The sequence below is a fragment of the Pseudomonas paraversuta genome (genome assembly GCF_904067025.1).
In the GTDB taxonomy this organism is placed as follows: domain Bacteria; phylum Pseudomonadota; class Gammaproteobacteria; order Pseudomonadales; family Pseudomonadaceae; genus Aquipseudomonas; species Aquipseudomonas paraversuta.
Genome location: NZ_CAJFDA010000001.1, coordinates 1888202 through 1905048 on the forward strand (window position 1 = coordinate 1888202; position 16847 = coordinate 1905048).

Annotated in this window: 12 protein-coding genes; 3 read left to right on the top strand and 9 right to left on the bottom strand. The window is 60.6% G+C overall.

What is annotated here, in order from left to right:
* Positions 1–2 precede the first annotated feature (2 nt).
* The 7 genes from glgX to JQ848_RS08855 form a co-directional block, all read right to left on the bottom strand.
* Positions 3–2165, bottom strand: a complete 2163-nt coding sequence (gene glgX, locus JQ848_RS08825) for a glycogen debranching protein GlgX (RefSeq protein WP_202210493.1) — start codon at positions 2163–2165, stop codon at positions 3–5.
* 165 nt (positions 2166–2330) lie between these two features.
* Positions 2331–2582: a DUF2934 domain-containing protein gene (locus JQ848_RS08830; protein ID WP_010656096.1), complete on the bottom strand. Its 252-nt coding sequence runs from the start codon at positions 2580–2582 to the stop codon at positions 2331–2333.
* Positions 2583–2598: 16 nt separating this feature from the next.
* The gene (locus JQ848_RS08835) at positions 2599–5367 is read right to left on the bottom strand and encodes a malto-oligosyltrehalose synthase (protein ID WP_202210494.1); all 2769 of its coding nucleotides are present in this window, start codon (positions 5365–5367) and stop codon (positions 2599–2601) included.
* On the bottom strand, positions 5364–7445 hold the full coding sequence (gene malQ / locus JQ848_RS08840) for a 4-alpha-glucanotransferase (protein ID WP_160627233.1): 2082 nt from the start codon (positions 7443–7445) through the stop codon (positions 5364–5366). The genes JQ848_RS08835 and malQ overlap by 4 nt, the downstream gene beginning before the upstream one ends.
* Positions 7438–9249: a malto-oligosyltrehalose trehalohydrolase gene (gene treZ / locus JQ848_RS08845; RefSeq protein ID WP_202210495.1), complete on the bottom strand. Its 1812-nt coding sequence runs from the start codon at positions 9247–9249 to the stop codon at positions 7438–7440. Before treZ ends, malQ begins: the two co-directional genes overlap by 8 nt.
* Before the next feature lie 14 nt (positions 9250–9263).
* The gene (gene glgA, locus JQ848_RS08850; RefSeq protein WP_003447579.1) at positions 9264–10832 is read right to left on the bottom strand and encodes a glycogen synthase GlgA; all 1569 of its coding nucleotides are present in this window, start codon (positions 10830–10832) and stop codon (positions 9264–9266) included.
* 397 nt (positions 10833–11229) lie between these two features.
* Positions 11230–11676, bottom strand: coding sequence for a DUF411 domain-containing protein (locus tag JQ848_RS08855; protein WP_003447581.1), 447 nt, complete (start codon positions 11674–11676; stop codon positions 11230–11232).
* A gap of 176 nt (positions 11677–11852) precedes the next feature.
* Between JQ848_RS08855 and JQ848_RS08860 the strand changes: the two genes are divergently transcribed.
* Positions 11853–12638, top strand: coding sequence for an AraC family transcriptional regulator (locus JQ848_RS08860; RefSeq protein ID WP_202210496.1), 786 nt, complete (start codon positions 11853–11855; stop codon positions 12636–12638).
* 84 nt (positions 12639–12722) lie between these two features.
* Positions 12723–13682: a quinone oxidoreductase family protein gene (locus JQ848_RS08865; protein WP_202210497.1), complete on the top strand. Its 960-nt coding sequence runs from the start codon at positions 12723–12725 to the stop codon at positions 13680–13682.
* A 301-nt stretch (positions 13683–13983) separates the two neighbouring features.
* Here JQ848_RS08865 and JQ848_RS08870 read toward each other — a convergent pair whose 3' ends face one another.
* The gene (locus tag JQ848_RS08870) at positions 13984–14637 is read right to left on the bottom strand and encodes an HD domain-containing protein (protein WP_127196716.1); all 654 of its coding nucleotides are present in this window, start codon (positions 14635–14637) and stop codon (positions 13984–13986) included.
* 32 nt (positions 14638–14669) lie between these two features.
* Positions 14670–15200 carry a DUF4946 domain-containing protein gene (locus JQ848_RS08875; RefSeq protein ID WP_010656090.1) on the bottom strand — a complete coding sequence of 177 codons (531 nt, stop codon included), beginning with the start codon at positions 15198–15200 and terminating at the stop codon, positions 14670–14672.
* Positions 15201–15427: 227 nt separating this feature from the next.
* Here JQ848_RS08875 and JQ848_RS08880 point away from each other — a divergent pair, with 227 nt between their 5' ends.
* Positions 15428–16705, top strand: coding sequence for a serine/threonine transporter (locus JQ848_RS08880; protein WP_161719645.1), 1278 nt, complete (start codon positions 15428–15430; stop codon positions 16703–16705).
* Positions 16706–16847: the final 142 nt, after the last annotated feature.

The window sequence follows — 16847 nt, forward strand, 5'->3', positions numbered from 1 at the left end:
GTTCAGGTCCCTTGTTCACGCATCAGCTCGAACAGCGCCATCGAACGTCCATTGACGCAATAGGTGCTGTTGAATGCCAAGACCTCCTGGCCCTTGATGTCCGGGTCGAAGGTGTCGAATTTACAAATCCAGCCGGTGCCCTCGGGCACTTCGGGCAGGGTGAAATCGACCCCGTCATGGTGCGCGTTGACGGCAATCAGCAGTGTGGCGTCGGCCCCGGCCCGTTGTACCCCCGAGACCCGGGCCCGGCCGTCCAGCAGCATGCCCAGACTGCGGCCATTGGCGTCCTGCCACTGCTCGATACTCATTTCATTGCCGTCGGCGGCCAGCCAGGTCACGTCCTTGACCCCCAGTTCTTCGTTGTAGTGGCCGACCAGAAACAGGTTGCGACGCAGGATCGGATAGCTCATGCGCAGTTTGATCAGGCGCTTGACGAACTTGAGCAGCGACTTGCCGTCTTCGTCCAGGTCCCAGTTGATCCAGCCAATTTCGCTGTCCTGGCAATAGGCGTTGTTATTGCCGTGCTGGGTACGGGCGAATTCGTCACCGGCGACGATCATGGGTGTGCCCTGGGCCAGCAGCAGGGTGGCAAAGAAGTTGCGCATCTGGCGCAGGCGCAGGCCGTTGATTTCGGGATCGTCGACAGGGCCTTCAGCCCCGTGGTTCCAGGACAGGTTGTTGTTGCTGCCGTCCTGGTTGTCCTCGTCGTTGGCCTCGTTGTGCTTGTCGTTGTAGGACACCAGATCGTGCAGGGTGAAACCGTCGTGGGCGGTAATGAAGTTGACCGAGGCATAGGGCCTGCGCCCACGCTGATTGAACAGCTCGCCGGAAGCGGTCATGCGCGCGGCGAAATCGGCCAGTTGGCCCTCGTCGCCCTTCCAGAAGGCCCGTACGGTATCGCGAAAGCGGTCGTTCCACTCCGCCCAGCCCGGCGGGAAACCGCCCACTTGATAGCCCCCGGGGCCGCAGTCCCAGGGTTCGGCAATCATCTTCACCTGACGCAGCAACGGGTCCTGGCGGCAGGCCACCAGGAAGCTGTGCCGCTCGCTGAAGCCTTCGTGATAACGCCCCAGAATGGTCGCCAGATCGAAGCGAAAACCGTCCACGTGCATTTCATGGGCCCAGTACCGCAACGAGTCGGTGACCATCTGCAGCACGCAGGGGTGGCTCAGGTCCAGGGTGTTGCCGGTGCCGGAATCATTGATGTAGTAGCGATTGTCATCGGGCATCAGCCGGTAGTAGGAGGCGTTGTCGATCCCGCGCATCGACAGGGTGGGGCCTTGCTCGTTGCCTTCGGCGGTGTGGTTGTAGACCACGTCGAGAATGACTTCCAGACCGGCCTCGTGCAGGTGCGCGACCATCTCCTTGAACTCGGCGATTTTGCCGCTGGCCAGGTAGCGCGGGTCGGGGGCAAAAAACGCGATGCTGTTGTAGCCCCAGTAGTTGGTCATGCCTTTTTGCAGCAAGTGCTGGTCGTTGACGAACGCATGCACCGGCAGTAGTTCGACGCTGGTGACCCCCAGCTTGCGGATGTGCTCGATCACTTCGTCAACCATCAGCCCGGCAAAGGTGCCGCGCACATCTTCGGGTACCGCCGGATGGCGCATGCTGATCCCGCGAACATGGGTTTCGTAGAAAATCGTACGGTCCCAGGGCACTTGCACCCGATGGTCGTGGCCCCAGGTGTGGGCGGGGTCTATGACTTTGCATTTGGGCACGAAGGGCGCGCTGTCACGTTCGTCGAAACTCAGGTCAGCGTCGGGATGGCCGATGGTGTAGCCAAACAGCGCTTCAGACCATTTAAGCTCGCCGACCAATTGTTTGGCATAGGGATCGATCAAGAGTTTGTGGTGATTGAAGCGGTGGCCATTTTCCGGGTCATAGGGGCCATAGACACGGTAGCCGTAGATTTGCCCCGGGTGGGAATCGGGCAAGTAGCCGTGGAAGGTTTCGTCGGTGTACTCGGGCAGTTCAATGCGCTCAAGCTCGATTTCGCCGCTGGGATCGAACAGGCACAGTTCGACTTTGGTGGCGTTGGCTGAAAACAATGCAAAGTTGACCCCCAGCCCGTCCCAGGTGGCGCCGAGCGGAAAGGGCAGGCCTTCACGAATGCGCGAGGGTTCAACGTCCGGAGTTGCAGGGGGGGGCGACTTGGGCTTGGTCATGACTGCTCCTGGGTAATGGGTTAAATCCTGAACGTTAATTCGCAGCGCGACTGGCGAAGGCACCGTGTTTTCAGGGCATAGCTTTGCCGTCAGGCATTACTGGCCTGCTAAAAATCTGATCAAAGATTCAGTGCGCAGACAGGTCTGCGCACTGCAAAAACCGGGTTAGGGTTTTGCCGGCTTGCGGGTTGCCTTGGGCTTTTTCGCCACGGGCTCTTTCGCAGCCGGTCTGGCGGCCGCGCCAGGGTCTGGTTTGGCCCGGGCCTTGCGAGGTTCGGACTGGGACGGGGCGAGTGCTTCGGCCTGCGCCAGTTTGTGCGCCATCTCCCAATGCCGGGCTTCCTGGCCCTCGGGCTGGCCTTCGGATTCCCAGATCTGGTAAGCAAACTCACGGATGCGTTTTTCGTTGTTACTCATCGCAAAGCTCCTGAACTCAAGGGTTGATCATGAGATTGACGGGGAAGGTATCGAGAGCATCGCAGACCCGCAGCGTCTTACTTTTAGTGACTACCGGTGTTTCAAAAAGTCCCTTTAATTTGAGGTTTAATCCGTCAAACGGTAAATCGATGCAGGTATCTGCCCAAATGGACTTTGAACTAAAGACGGGCGCCTGTTTTTGCAGGTCGGCGGCGCTCAAGCGTGGCACCACGATCACCGCCAGTTGATCCTGCCAGCGACGGGCAAATGCGAGTACTTGGGTGGCCCGCGGACCGCTTACCGTCAGCGGGATATAGCTGCCGCGACTGAACAGCTGCGGGTGGCGCGCGCGCAGATGCAGGGTGCGGGCAATCAATGCCTGTTTGATCGCACCACTGCGCCACTGCTGCAGCAGCTGGTCTTCACTCAAAGGGCTGGCAAGCAGTTGCTGGCGCTGTTCGAAGTCCACGGGCCGGCGGTTGTCCGGGTCCACCAGGCTCAGGTCCCAGAGGTCGGTGCCCTGATAGATGTCGGGAACCCCGGGGGTGGTCAGTTTCAACAGACATTGCGCCAGCCCGTTGACGGCCCCGGCACTGGCGATGTCTTCACAGGCCTGAAACAGTTCGGTGCGTAAAGCGAGCCCGGCCGGTTGCAGCAGCAGTCGGGCAACAAAGGTTTTGACCCCTTGCTCATAGGCTTCGTCAGGGGCGTCCCACTGGCTCTCGAGCTTGGCTTCGCGCAAGGCCTTGAGTTGCCACTGCCAGATTCTGTCGTGGTATTGCTGCAGGCCCGGAGCATCGTCAAGCCGCAGATCCAGCGGCCAGGTACTGAGGATGATTTGATACAGGATCAACTCATCGCCGGGCGTCGGGCCACTGGCGTCTGCCCGCAGTGCCTGTGCCAGGGGTTGCCAGCGCTGCACGCACTGCACGTACCAGGCACTGCGCTCACTGAGTACGGCAAGGCGCGCGCGGCTGTCTTCGCCGCGCTTGTGATCATGGCTGGCGGTGGCCAGCAGGTTGTCCGGGAAGTGCTTTGAACGCTGCTCGCAGACGCGGTGAAAGTCTTCGCTCGGGGCACTGATACGTTCGGTACTGAAGCCGACATCGTTGCGCGACAACAATCGTCCATAGCGATAGAGCGCCGTGTCTTCCACGGCTTTGGCGGCAGTGGGCGAGGTCAGTTGCTGAAAACGCACACAGGCATGCTTGAGGCGTTTGCGTGAAAGGCCTGCAGGCCAGTTGCGCCAGGCAGCGCCCCCCAGCCACTGTTGCAAATTGTCCAGCACGGGCCAGTCGGCTTCACCCAGCTGCTCCCGGGCGCCAGCCAGTGCCTGCTCAAAGAAGACCTCATCGGCCGCGCTGCGGCCGTTCGCGCCGATATAGATGCGGTACACCGGAAAATGCATCACCAGCGCTTCCAGAGCCCGGCGTATGGCGCCCAGGGTCAGGTCGCGGCTCATGATGTCGTCGCGGGCAACGTCCAGCAATGCCTGGGCCACGCTTGAAAAATCACCGGCAAGGGAACCGTTGAGGATCTGTTGGCGTGCCAGCAAGGCTTCGGCGTGAAAGTCGGCTGGTCGCTGGCTGAGGCCGGACCATAACTGCGCCAGGGGTTGCTCACCCTCAGGTTGATGCTGAAGCAGTGACACCTGATCCATGAATTCATAGCCGGTGGTGCCGTCGACACACCAGTCGGCGGGCAGCAGCTCGTCCATGGCGAGGATCTTTTCGACATAGATGGGTATATGCCGGCCCGGGCTCAGGCTATCTACCCGGCGGCGCAATTTGCGGCAATACCCGCGCGGGTTGGCGAGGCCGTCAATGTGATCGATGCGCAATCCGTCCACCAGGCCCTGTTCAATCAGCTGGAATATTTTGTCGTGGGTGGCATCGAAGACCCTGGAGCGCTCAACGCGCAAACCCGCAAGTTCGTTGACATCAAAGAAGCGGCGCCAGTTGATGTCGTCGGCGGCAGTGCGCCAGCTGGCCAGTCGGTAGGCCTGACGCTCAAGCAACTGGTGCAGGCGGGCAAAACCCTGGGCGTGGCGTGAATCGAAGTGTGACAACAGCTGCAGTATGGCGTCATCAGCACCGGGCGACTGGCTGAATACGGCCAGTTGCTGTTGCAGCGCCAGGCCCTGTTCCCGGGGGTTGTCACTGTCTTTGAGAGCCGAAAATTGCTCTGCCAGTACCTGCAAGGACTGCTGCGGGCTGTTGCCGAGGAGGGTGGCGTAGTGCAGCGGGCAAATGGGGAAATGATGGGTGCCATACTCTGCGTGAAAAGCGCCCGTGTCGGCATTGAAGCGCAAACGGATACTGCCTTCTTGCAGGCTTGCACCGTAGTCATTGCCCAGAAATGGCAGCAACAGCTGACCCTTTAGCAAGGGGTCGGAGGAGTGCCACTGGATGTCAAAAAACTCGGCGTACGGGCTGGCCCGGCCCCAGGCCAGAAGGTCTTGCCACCAGGCATTGTCAGACCCGCCCACGGCCATGTGATTGGGCACGATATCGAGGATCAGGCCCATGTCGTGGGCCCGCAGTTCGGCCACCAGACGCCGCAGCGCCGGTTCGCCGCCCAGCGCCGGGCTGACGTGGGCCGGGTCCACCACATCGTAACCATGCATCGAGCCTGCGCGGGCGGTGAGCAAGGGCGAGGCATATAGATGGCTGATGCCCAGGCGCGCGAAGTAGGGCACCTGAAGTCGCGCATCATCCAGGGTGAAACCGGCATGCAATTGCACGCGCTGGGTCGCGCGCACGGGCACTGGCGGCTGCACGTTCATTGATCGCGCTCCTGGGCTTGCAGTCGTGCGCAGGCGAGCAGTTCCAGGCGTCGGGCAACGTCTGCTGAATCAAGCAGGGTGTCGCAGTCTGCGGGAAGGCGTCGGCACCAGTTGGGGTGGCTGCTGATGGTCCCGGGCAGATTGGCCTGTTCTTGCAGGCCCAGGGCATCTTCGATGGGCAGCAGCACCAGCGGCGCGCGGGTATGTCCAAGGAAGCGGGCGCTGGCGTCGAGCACCTGGTCGGCCCCGGTGGATTCGTCCAGAAAATTCTGCCGGTCCTGACTCAGCGCCCGGTGCAGGCCATTACGTTCATGCTGGCGGTTTTCCCGCCAGTGGGCCTCGGTTGCCTGATCCACCATGCCCAGCCGGGCATTCCAGTCAATGTCGCGCTCCAGCCACCAGCCATTGAGGGTTGGCAGATCATGGGTGCTGGTGGTGGCCAGCGCGTTATCCGGCCAGTCCAGAATGGGCCGGAAATGGGCCCCGTAATCCTGTTCAAACAACAGCACGCGCATGCCCAGAATCGAGCGCTCGCTGAGTTTTTCGCGCAAGCCGTCGGGCACGGTGCCCAGGTCTTCGCCCAGGACAATGGCTTGATGGCGTACGGATTCCAGCGCCAGCAAGCGCAGCATGTCTTCGACCGGGTAGTACAGGTAGGCCCCTTCATGGGCCGGGGCGCCCAGGGGGATGACCCACAGGCGTTGCAGGCCCATTACATGGTCGATACGCAAGCCGCCGGCGTGGGCGAAGTTGGCCCGCAGCATTTCGATAAAGGCGCGGAAGCCGTTGCGCTTGAGGCCATCGGGGGAAAATGCGGAGATGCCCCAGCCCTGGCCCTGACGATTGAGCAAGTCCGGTGGAGCACCGACGGTGAGGTGCGCCAGCAGTTCATCCTGACGGCACCAGGCCTGGCTGCCGCCGCCATCGGCGCCCACCGCGAGGTCGGCGATCAGGCCAACCGCCATGCCGCTGTCGCGGGCGGCCTTTTGCGCCTGAGCCAGGCACCGGGCAATCAGCCACTGGCAAAAGGCGTAATAGCCGATGTTGTGGGCTTGTTCTTCGGCAAATATCAGCAGTGCCGGGCTGTCGGGATCGCGCCACTGTTCGGGCCACTGCCGCCAGTCCAGGCTTTGCTGCTCGGCCACATGCTGCGCCTGCAGGGCTTCGAACCGGCAGTGGTTTTCCAGGGCTTCACCGCCTTCGTCGCGAAACTGCAGGAAGTCGTCCAGCAGCGGCTGTTCACCGAGCAGGAAGTCTTCGTAGAGCTGGCGCAGCAGGGTTTGTTTGGCCAGGGTTGCCGCTGGCCAGTCAATCAGCGGCAGTTGCTCCAGCCGGTGCAGTTCGGGGGCAAGACCGCAGGTCTCGATGGCCCGTTGCACCGGGACCTCACCCAGTACAGTGGCGGGGGCGGCGTACAGGCTGTTGAGAAACAGCCGGCTGGAGGGCGAGTAGGGGCTGTAGCGATACGGGTCGCAGCTGAACATGGCGTGCATCGGGCTGATCGCCAGGGCATCGGCGCCACGCTCGCCGGCGGCCTGGGCAAAGTGCGCCAGGGCCCGGGTGTCGCCAAAGCCACCATCGCCCTGGCGTTTCAGGGCGTACAGTTGCGTGCTCAAACCCCAGGCCCGGGGTGTGGCACTGTTGACCGCGTCCGCCATGCTGTAGCACCGGGCCGGAGCTACGGCGAGGATGAAGTGCTGATCTTCGACCTGGGCCCGGTGATAACCCACCCCGATCATGCCGGGAAGCCAGGCGTCGGCGTCCAGTTGAATGTCCAGGGTGCCGCCGGTTTCCAGATGGATGACGCACTGGCTATGGGGGTTGAAATACCGCGCCAGGTTCAGGCTTTTACCCACGTCGGCAGTCAGCAGCGGCGGCAGGTGTTTGTTTTGCTGTTCCAGCTGCAGGTTAAGCAGGCTGGTTTCTATGGCTTCGGCCGTATCGGCAGGCAGACCGAGCCCGGCCAGTACCGCTCTCAGTGCGTGGGCCGGTACATGCTGGGGCGTCCCGTTGGCATCTACCCAGTCCACGGCCAGGCCGGCACGACTGGCCAGTATTTCAAGTTGCGCTTCACTCATGGGCGCTCTCCGGTGGGGGCGATTGACGGGGGGCGGCAAGCAGGCTGACCAACGCGCAATAGGGGGCCAGCAGATGCTGCTCGTGGAGTTGCGAGGCCACTTGGGGCTGGCTTTGAAACAAGATTTCGGTAGCAGGCGCCGGGGTGTGGGGCACCGCGCGGGAACTCAGATTGAGGGTGATGTTCAGCACGCTGCCGTCACCCATGCGCCAGTGAGCGGCCACGGCGCCTGCCGCCAGCACATGGGCCCCCAGGGATTGGGTTCCGGGCAGGCGCGCAATGATCGATTGATGGCGTATGCGCAGCAATTCTTGATAGAGCGCCAGCATGGTGTTGCGCTGCCCGTCATCGACCCCGGGCAATGACGGGCGGGCATGGGTAAAGGTCGATAACAGATTGGGATCGGGAATTTCCGGCCCCTGGCTTATCGAGTTGAAGCTGCTGAAGTCGGCGAATTCCTTGCGCCGGCCCTCGGTGACGGCCTGGGCCAGTTCGCCGGTGTAGTCGGTGAAAAACAGAAAGGGCTCGGGCGCTGCACTTTCTTCGCCCATGAACAGCAACGGAATCATCGGCGATAACAGCAGCAAGGTGGTCGCGGCGCGCAAGGCCTGGGGCGGGCAAAGCTGATGCAGGCGATCACCCAGGGCGCGATTGCCGACCTGATCGTGATTTTGCAAGAACAGGACGAAGGCGGTGGGCGGCAAATGGCTGCTGGATTCACCCCGGGCATTGCCGTGGCGATCGTTCTGGCCTTGAAAGACAAAGCCCTGACTCAAGCAACGAGCCAGCTTTTGGGTGTTGTTTTCGACAAACTCGGAATAATAGGCGTCGGTTTCTGCCGTCAGCAGTACATGCAAGACGTTGTGCCCGTCGTCATTCCACTGTGCGTCGTAGTCTTTTTCCAGGAGAAAGGCTTGATTGGCCTCGTTTTCCAGGGTCAGCCACAGCTGTCGTTCCGGGCCTGCGCGCTGGCGTACATGCTGCGCCAGTTCATGCATAAACCCCGGGTGATTGATTGCATGCACTGCATCCAGGCGCAGCCCGTCGCAGCGATATTCAAGCAACCACATCAGCGCGTTGCCGATGAAAAAGTCACGTACCTCACGGCGTTCGTAATTGATGCCGGCCCCCCAGGGGGTGTGGGCCTGCTCGTTGAAAAACGGGTTGGCATAGGTGGGCAAGTAATTGCCTTGCGGCCCGAAATGGTTGTAGACAACGTCCACTATGACCATCAGGCCCAGGCCATGGGCCTGGTCAATCAACTGCTTGAGTGCCTGGGGTGAGCCGTAGGTGTCATGGGGCGCGTACAGCAGGGCGCCGTCATAGCCCCAATTGCGTTCGCCGCTGAACTGCGCCAAAGGCATCAGTTCGATGCCGGTGACGCCCATTTGTGCCAGGCGCGGCAACAGCTTGGCCACTTCGGCATAGCCACCGAGCACGCCGACATGCAGTTCATAAATCACCGCTTCATGCCAGGGCCGGCCTTGCCAGTGGCGGTTGCGCCAGTGGTAATCATTGGGATCGAGCACCACGCTGTAACCCTCGAGCCCGCCGTCCTGCGCCCGGGAGGCCGGGTCCGGCACCGTAAATTCGCCATTGATGCAGTAGCGATAACGGGTGCCCTTGGGGCAGGGGGCATCCAGCACAAACCAGCCCTGCGCCCGGGCCGGCATTGGCAGCGACCGGCCGTTATCCAGCTCAAGGCTGACCGAATGCGCATCCGGGGCCCAGAGGGTGAAGCGTGTGTGTTGCGCGTCCAGCAGGTGGGCGCCATGGGGCCAGGTTTGCAATGTCTGTGAAGGCATCGACTAAGGCCTCTTTAAAATTTGCCGGCGTTGCTCAGAGACGTGCTGACCAATTGTTCATAGAGTTCGGCGTAGGGTTCCACGGCCTTGCACCAGTTGAACGGCGCAGTCATGGCGCGGCATCGCATGGCATTGAGCAGGCCCGGGTAGGCAAACACCTTGAACGCCCGGCACAGGGCCTGCTGGTAGCTTTCGACAGTGGACTCATCGAACAAGAAACCGGTCACGCCATCGTCGATGGTGTCAGCCAGGCCGCCGGTATTGCGCGCCACTGGCAGCGAGCCGAAGCGTTGCGAGTACATCTGGCTCAAGCCACAAGGTTCATAGCGCGAGGGCATCAATAAGAAGTCGCTGCCGGCGAACATGCGGCGGGCGTCGGTTTCGTTGAATCCGATGCGCACGCCGACCTGTCCGGGAAAGCGCAGGGCCAGGTCGCGCATGGCCTGTTCTGCTTCGGGTTCGCCGCGCCCGATGATGCAAATCTGCCCGCCCGAGGCGACGATATACGCCGCCACGGCCTCGGTCAGGTCCAGCCCTTTCTGGTACACCAGACGCGACACCACGGCGAACAAGGGGCCTTTGGATGGTGTGAGGCCAAACAGGTTGCGCACGTGATCGGCGTTCAGGGCCTTGCCCTTCCAGTCGCCAATGCTGAACGGCGCGACCAGATGCGGATCGGTAGATGCCTCCCAGCTTTCATCAATGCCGTTGGGGATTCCGCTGAGCAGGCCCTGTTGGGTTTTGCTGGCCAGGAAACCATCAAGCCCGCAACCAAAGCTGGGGGTGGTGATTTCGGCGGCATAGGTGGCACTGACGGTGGTGATATGGCTCGAATAGGCCATCCCGGCCTTGAGAAATGACAATTTGCCATAAAACTCCATACCGTCCTGTTGCAGGGCATGGTCCGGAATGGCCAGCTCGGGGCAGCAGGCCCGGCTGAATACACCCTGATAGGCCAGGTTGTGGATAGTGAACAGGGTGGGGGTGCGCTGTCCGCGCCAATGCATATACGCCGGTGTCAGCCCGGCCGGCCAGTCATGGGCATGCACCAGATCGGGCTGCCAGTGAATTTGTGCCAGATTGGCCGCAATATCGGCCGCAGCCAGGCCCAGGCGGGCAAAGCGGATATGGTTGTCCGGCCAGTCACGGCCATTGTTGGCACCATATGGGCTGCCTTCGCGCTCATACAGTTCGGGGCAGATCAGTACATAGATGACCAGCCCGTCCTTGAGGTCCATGCGCCCGATCTTGCATGGGGGCAAGGCTGCGTGACCGCTGAGTTCGCCGATGATATGGATCGGATTGTCGCTGTTGAGCACCTGGCGGTAGCCCGGAATCAGGACCCGCACATCATGCAGGTGGCGCATGGCCCGGGGCAGTGCGGCGGATACATCTCCAAGGCCGCCGGTTTTAACCAGATCGGCCAGTTCCGATGTGACAAACAGCACCTTCTTTTTATTGGGGTTGGCATTTCCTGCCGGCAGTACTGCCTTCCCTGCAGGGCCTGAATCTGACAGTGAAATCAGATTGGAGGCCTGCGGGTCAAGCCGATCATCTTGTTGGGAAGCAGCAGCACTGATCATGACTCTCTCCCTTTGTACTTATAGATTCACTTTGTCTGTCCGGCAGGGAAACAATCATTTCCTCAGGGGCGACATTCAACTCCAGATTGTTAAGCGGTTGACCACCGAAGCCATGGGCGCGCAGTCGGCTGACAGATCGCTGCAAGGAATGCACCACAAAGGGTGACTTGCCTTTAACTTGACCTGTAGCCAATGCAGAAGGTTCGGTTTATTTAAGCGCGAAAATCAAGCGTCGCAATTGCGACAGCCTCAAGTGTAGGAGGGATGCCGGGAGGCTGTGGGACAGGTGCCTGAAATAAGCGCCATAAGGTGGGGATTCGGCTGAGCGGTAAGTCCTGGCAGCCAGGCGGTCTTGTCCGCAAACGCACCTGTTCGGTGCGTTTGCGCAGGCAGGGGGTCAGTTGCCCGGATATTGCGCAATGACCTCATCACTGCCGTCGTTCCGCAGGCCTATCACCTGGTAGGCATCCTTGCGGTCGCCCATTTCCATGCCCGGGGAACCCACCGGCATGCCCGGCACGGCAATACCCTTGAGGTCGTTGCGTTTGCTCAGGGCGACCACTTGATCGGCCGGCACATGACCTTCCACGAACTTGCCGTTGATCATGCCGGTGTGGCAAGAAGCCAGTCGCGGCTCTACGCCAGCCTGCTGTTTAAAGCTGCTCATGTCCGCTTCAACATGGTCATTTACCTTGAAACCATTGGCTTGCAGGTGGGAAATCCAGGTTTTGCAGCAGCCACAATTGGCATCGCGGTGAACATCGATGGTCAGTTGCTCGGCAGCCTGTGCCATTGAGGTCAGCAACAGGGCCGAAAGGGCGACAAGACGCAATGGGGTTTTCATCGGGTTTCTCTTAATCCAAAAAGTTTCAGCCTGAGTGCCGGGCACTGTCAGGCAGCTGATAACAAGATGACGATTTTGTCAGGTAGGGGCATTTTTGGTGCATTCAAGACCTCAGTCTGGTTGTCGAGCAGCAGCTTGGCTACCATGGCTCTTCACTTTTCTGACGTCTTCAGTTCATGGCACTTGCAGTCCCGCCTGATTTGTCTGATCCCGGCGTGCCGGTTCAGCCGTTGGCCCGTACCTATCCGCGTGGTTTATACATTGATCCCCATGAGCATGAATGGGGCCAATTGTTATATGCCATGTCCGGGGTGATGTGGGTCGACACCCCGGAGGAAGCCCTGGCGGTTCCGCCACAACGGGCGGTCTGGCTACCGCCGGGGGTGCCCCACGGGATCCGGGTGGTCTCTGACTTGCAGATGCGCAATATCTATCTGCCTCCGGCACTGGCCAGCACTCTGGACAGCACCGTGCAGGTGATTGAAGTCGGACGTTTGCTGCGCGAATTGATCATCAATCTGGTGGAGCAGGCTGCTGGGAAATCGTCCTACACCGAGGCTGTGCTCAATCTGACGCTGCTCGAGTTGCAACGCGCGGGGCGTACCTTGCTCAGGGTGCCGATGCCCGATACACCTGACCGGCGCCTGCTGAACCTGTGCCAGTCGGTAATGGCCAGCCCGACCCTGGATATTTCCTTCGAGCAACATGCGCAGAACGCCGGGGCCAGTGTCCGTACCCTGGCGCGGCTGTTTCAGATGGAACTGGGTACGGGCTTTGCGCAGTGGCGGCGCCAGGTGCAACTGGCGACCGCAGCTGCCGAACTGATTCAGGGGACTTGTGTCAGCCAGGTCGCACGCTCGCTGGGCTATTCCCCCAGCAGTTTTAGCGACATGTTCCGACGCGAGTTGGGGGTCAGTCCTTCGTTATATGCACTGCGCCAGGGCGCAGCAACGGCGGTTTGACCGATAGGCAGAAGGCTTTGGCCGATACCTGTCGGCTGTCGGTCATACACTGGGGGCATCAATACACCACCCAGAGGGCTGAGCATGAAAGCACTGCAATTCTCCAGAACCGGCGATCTGGCCGCACTGACCCTGGTTGAAGTGCCAACCCCCGTACCCGGTGCAGACGAGGTGCTGGTGCAGGTCAAGGCGGCCGGCCTGAACCCCAGCGATGTGAAGAATGTGCTCGGGCGTTTCCCCTACACCACCTTGCCGCGTATTCCGGGGCGTGACTTTTCCGGGGTGATTGTCGAGGGACCAGCGGCGCTGGTGGGGCAGGAGGTATGGGGTACCGGCCAGGAACTGGGCTTCTATGGTGATGGTTCCCATGGGGATTTTTTGCGCTTGCCGGTTGCGGGAGTCGCGCTCAAGCCCCGCACATTGAGCTTTGTTCAGGCCGCCAGCCTGGGCGTGCCCTATACCACGGCATGGGATGCGCTACAGCGCAGTGATGTAGGGGCGGATACCTGTTTATTGGTGATCGGTGCCAACGGTGCTGTAGGCAGTGCCGCCATTGCGCTGGCGAAAGTACTCGGTGCCAGGGTGCTGGCTGCGGTGCGGCGCCCTGACCAGGCTCAAGTGCTACGGGAGCAAGGGATTGAAGTGATTGTGCTGGGCAAGCCCGAAGATCTGGCCGCTCAGGTCAGCGCAGTGTTCAGCGATGGTGCTGAAGTCATATTCGACACCACCGGGCACTGGCTGCCAGCGACCGTTGCGGCGTTGCGGATTTTTGGTCGTGTGGCCTTCATTGCTGCACCACTGGACGGCCATGTGCACTTGCCGGCGCTGGCGCTGTATCGCAAGGGCGGCACGTTGATCGGGGTTAACTCGCTGCTTTACAGCTGTGGCGAGTGCGCCCGGATGCTTGATCAATTTGGCCAGTATTTCGACCAGGGCCTGCTGCCCGTGCCCCGTGGGCTGCAAGAAGCGCGGTTGGCAGACGGGTTGAGCAGTTATGCCGAGGTCAATGCAGGGACCTGCGCCAAAGTGGTGCTGATCCCGTAGGCGCACAGCCGGCAAAACCCTGTAGGAGCGAGCTTGCTCGCGATCTTTTTGCTGCGGTATCTGAGGCTGCAACAGCTCGCGAGCAAGCTCGCTCCTACAGAGGCGGGGGTTGGTGAAATTCTTGTGGGAGCGAGCTTGCTCGCGATTTTTTCGCTGCGGTATCTGAGGCCGCAACAGCTCGCGAGGCAAGCTCGCTCCTACAGAGGCGGGGGTTGGTGAAATCTTTGTAGGAGCCGAGCTTGTCTCGCGATTTTTTGCTGCGGTATCTGAGGCCGCAACAGCTCGCGAGGCAAGCTCGCTCCTACAGGCCGGCTATTTCATCCATGAAATCCTGCACAAACCATTCAAGGCGCTTATGTCTGATGGCTGCCAGTCGCGCACCTTCCGGGGTTTGAAAACCTGACGCCAGCTTGAGCAACTTGGTATGGAAATGCTCGAGGGTGTAACGCTTGTCCTGATACTCGCGTCCCGTCGCCTGCGGGTTTGTGAAGTCATACAGCGCCGACCCCATTCTTCCCGATACATAAAAGCAGCGTGCTACGCCGATCAGGCCGATGGCATCCAGGCGGTCACTGTCCTGCAGTATCTTTGCTTCCAGGGTGGCGGGCGTCAGTGCCGCGGAAAAACTGTGGGTCTGTACCGCGTGGGCCACTGCGTTCACTCGCGACTCGGGCCAGCCCAGCCCCGTCAGGATGGTCGCGGCTTTATTCGCAGACAGGGTTGAGGCCTGCGCCCGTAAAGGCGAATCCTTTTCCACTGCCACGCAGTCGTGCAGAAGGGTGGCGGCCAGGAGAATTTCCAGATCGCCGCCTTCCCTGGCCTGAATCACTTGTGCATTGGTCCACACACGGTGGATATGTGACAGATCGTGGGAGCCGTCCCCGTTGTCCTCCGCCAGCCAGGCCTGCAAGGTGTCGGCCAGAGCCTGAAAGGGAAAGAATGGCTGAGTGTTCACGGGGCAGGCTCCGGTCCGGACAGGTAAAGGGCTTATTGCGCCAGACGCAGGCTGGCACGGATCCCCAGTACTTCAGCTTCGTTGGCTTTGTAGCCGTCTGCAGGACCTGCGTAGGAAAGGGCATAGGCGTTGCTGTCATGGGTGGCGGCGACCAGGGTCTGGGTGATCACGTGGTTGCCGTTCTGGGTGATTTTGCAGGTGGTTTCCAATGCCTCCAGACCGCCCAGGGTGCTGCTGTGAATTTTGTTACAGGCACTCTGGTAGCCGGCGCCGGCGAAGTTCTTCTGCAAGGTCTTGCGCATCTGCAGCAGTACCGCTTCCATATTGACCTTGTGGTCAGGAGCCAATGTAGTCTGGGTAAGCTCCATCACCATCAACGGATCACCGTTGGGGTCATTTTTTACCGCCCGCTGGCGCTGGCCATTGTCATCGGGGGCAGGTGGCACGGCCTGCACCTCCCAGTCGCCGGGCCAGGTAATCGTCAGACTTTCGGCATTCGCCGTCGGCAGCGAAAGGGCGGCGAGAAGTCCGATGAGTGCGGTGTAACGGTGCGAAAAAGTCATGGGCGACAGGCCTTTAGGGCGGTTTCATGGCAAGCATAGTGTATCAATTAGTGTCCAGCTCTTGCTTTGGGATGGAAGATCATTTGTACCATTGCTCAGCTAAACCTTTGCTTCTTATGACTAATCCCGGAGAATCGCGCCCTTCTTACGGCCGGGGCGTTGTCTGTAAGGTGTGTTTTGTACGCCCCGGCTGCGTGGTAACGACCGGCTAGCGGAGATTCGACCGGATGAATGACCAGGCTAACAGCGTCGATGAACGCTTTGACGCGGCACCCGCGACCCTCAGTCGCTGGAGTCGTCATGACACTACCTGGATGCTGGGCCTGTTTGGTACGGCCATTGGCGCAGGTACTTTGTTTTTGCCCATCAATGCAGGGCTTGGCGGCTTTTGGCCGTTGCTGATTCTGGCGTTGCTGGCGTTTCCGATGACGTTTTATGCTCACCGCGGTTTGACCCGCTTCGTACTCTCCGGACGCGAAGGCTCTGACATCACGGATGTTGTTGAAGAGCATTTCGGCTTGCGGGCCGGTGCATTGATCACGCTGCTGTATTTCTGTGCGATTTTTCCGATTCTGTTGATTTACAGCGTTGCTCTGACCAACACGGTCGGCAGCTTCATGCTCAATCAACTGCATGTCACACCACCACCCCGGGCGATTTTGTCGCTGGTGCTGATTCTGGGCCTGCTGGCCGTGGTGCGTTGCGGCGAGCAAGTGATAGTCAAGGCCATGAGCATGATGGTCTATCCGTTTATTGTCGCGCTGTTGTTTTTGGCGGTGTTTTTGATCCCCCACTGGAATGGCGGGATTCTGAGCACGGCGAGCACCTTGCCGGCGCCTTCAGCATTGCTGCACACCTTGTGGCTGGCGATTCCGGTGATGGTGTTTTCGTTTAACCATTCGCCGATCATCTCGGCCTTTGCCGTTGATCAGAAGCGCCGTTATGGGGCGAACGCCGATGAGCGCAGCTCGCAGATCCTGTCCCGCGCCCACCTGTTGATGGTGGCAATGGTGCTGTTCTTCGTCTTCAGCTGCGTGCTCACCCTGTCACCTGAGCAGCTGGCTGAAGCCAAGGCGCAGAATCTGTCGATCCTGTCCTACCTGGCCAACCACTTCAGCAACCCGACCATTGCCTTTGCCGCCCCGTTGATTGCCTTTGTAGCGATAGCCAAATCGTTCCTGGGTCACTACATCGGCGCCAGCGAAGGTCTTAAAGGCCTGGTCCTGAAGACCGGCAAGCGCCCGGCAGCGAAAACCCTGGACCGCATGACCGCAGCGTTCATGCTGATAGTGTGCTGGGCAGTAGCAACGCTCAACCCAAGCATTCTGGGAATGATCGAAACCCTGGGCGGCCCGGTGATCGCAGCCATCCTGTTCCTGATGCCGATGTACGCGATTCGTCGGGTACCAGCCATGCGCCAGTACTCGGGCAAGATCTCCAACGTGTTTGTCACCGCCGTTGGCCTGGTGGCAATTTCGTCGCTGGTTTACTCGCTGATTCCTTGATTCAGCTCCGCCCGTCGCTGCCATTCCGGGCGGCGCCGGGCGGGTGATTGTCCCTCGCAAGCCGTTCAAGGCTTGAGTCTGGCAAGCGCACCGAGGGTTCCCGTGGGCCATCCCCGTCGAACCCACTGCCGTTGCATGCAGA

Excerpts from the sequence above, each read along its gene's own strand:
- glgX (WP_202210493.1), bottom strand. The coding sequence starts at position 2,165 with ATGACCAAGCCCAAGTCGCCCCCCCCTGCAACTCCGGACGTTGAACCC.
- JQ848_RS08830 (WP_010656096.1), bottom strand. The coding sequence starts at position 2,582 with ATGAGTAACAACGAAAAACGCATCCGTGAGTTTGCTTACCAGATCTGG.
- JQ848_RS08835 (WP_202210494.1), bottom strand. The coding sequence starts at position 5,367 with ATGAACGTGCAGCCGCCAGTGCCCGTGCGCGCGACCCAGCGCGTGCAA.
- malQ (WP_160627233.1), bottom strand. The coding sequence starts at position 7,445 with ATGAGTGAAGCGCAACTTGAAATACTGGCCAGTCGTGCCGGCCTGGCC.
- treZ (WP_202210495.1), bottom strand. The coding sequence starts at position 9,249 with ATGCCTTCACAGACATTGCAAACCTGGCCCCATGGCGCCCACCTGCTG.
- glgA (WP_003447579.1), bottom strand. The coding sequence starts at position 10,832 with ATGATCAGTGCTGCTGCTTCCCAACAAGATGATCGGCTTGACCCGCAG.
- JQ848_RS08855 (WP_003447581.1), bottom strand. The coding sequence starts at position 11,676 with ATGAAAACCCCATTGCGTCTTGTCGCCCTTTCGGCCCTGTTGCTGACC.
- JQ848_RS08860 (WP_202210496.1), top strand. The coding sequence starts at position 11,853 with ATGGCACTTGCAGTCCCGCCTGATTTGTCTGATCCCGGCGTGCCGGTT.
- JQ848_RS08865 (WP_202210497.1), top strand. The coding sequence starts at position 12,723 with ATGAAAGCACTGCAATTCTCCAGAACCGGCGATCTGGCCGCACTGACC.
- JQ848_RS08875 (WP_010656090.1), bottom strand. The coding sequence starts at position 15,200 with ATGACTTTTTCGCACCGTTACACCGCACTCATCGGACTTCTCGCCGCC.
- JQ848_RS08880 (WP_161719645.1), top strand. The coding sequence starts at position 15,428 with ATGAATGACCAGGCTAACAGCGTCGATGAACGCTTTGACGCGGCACCC.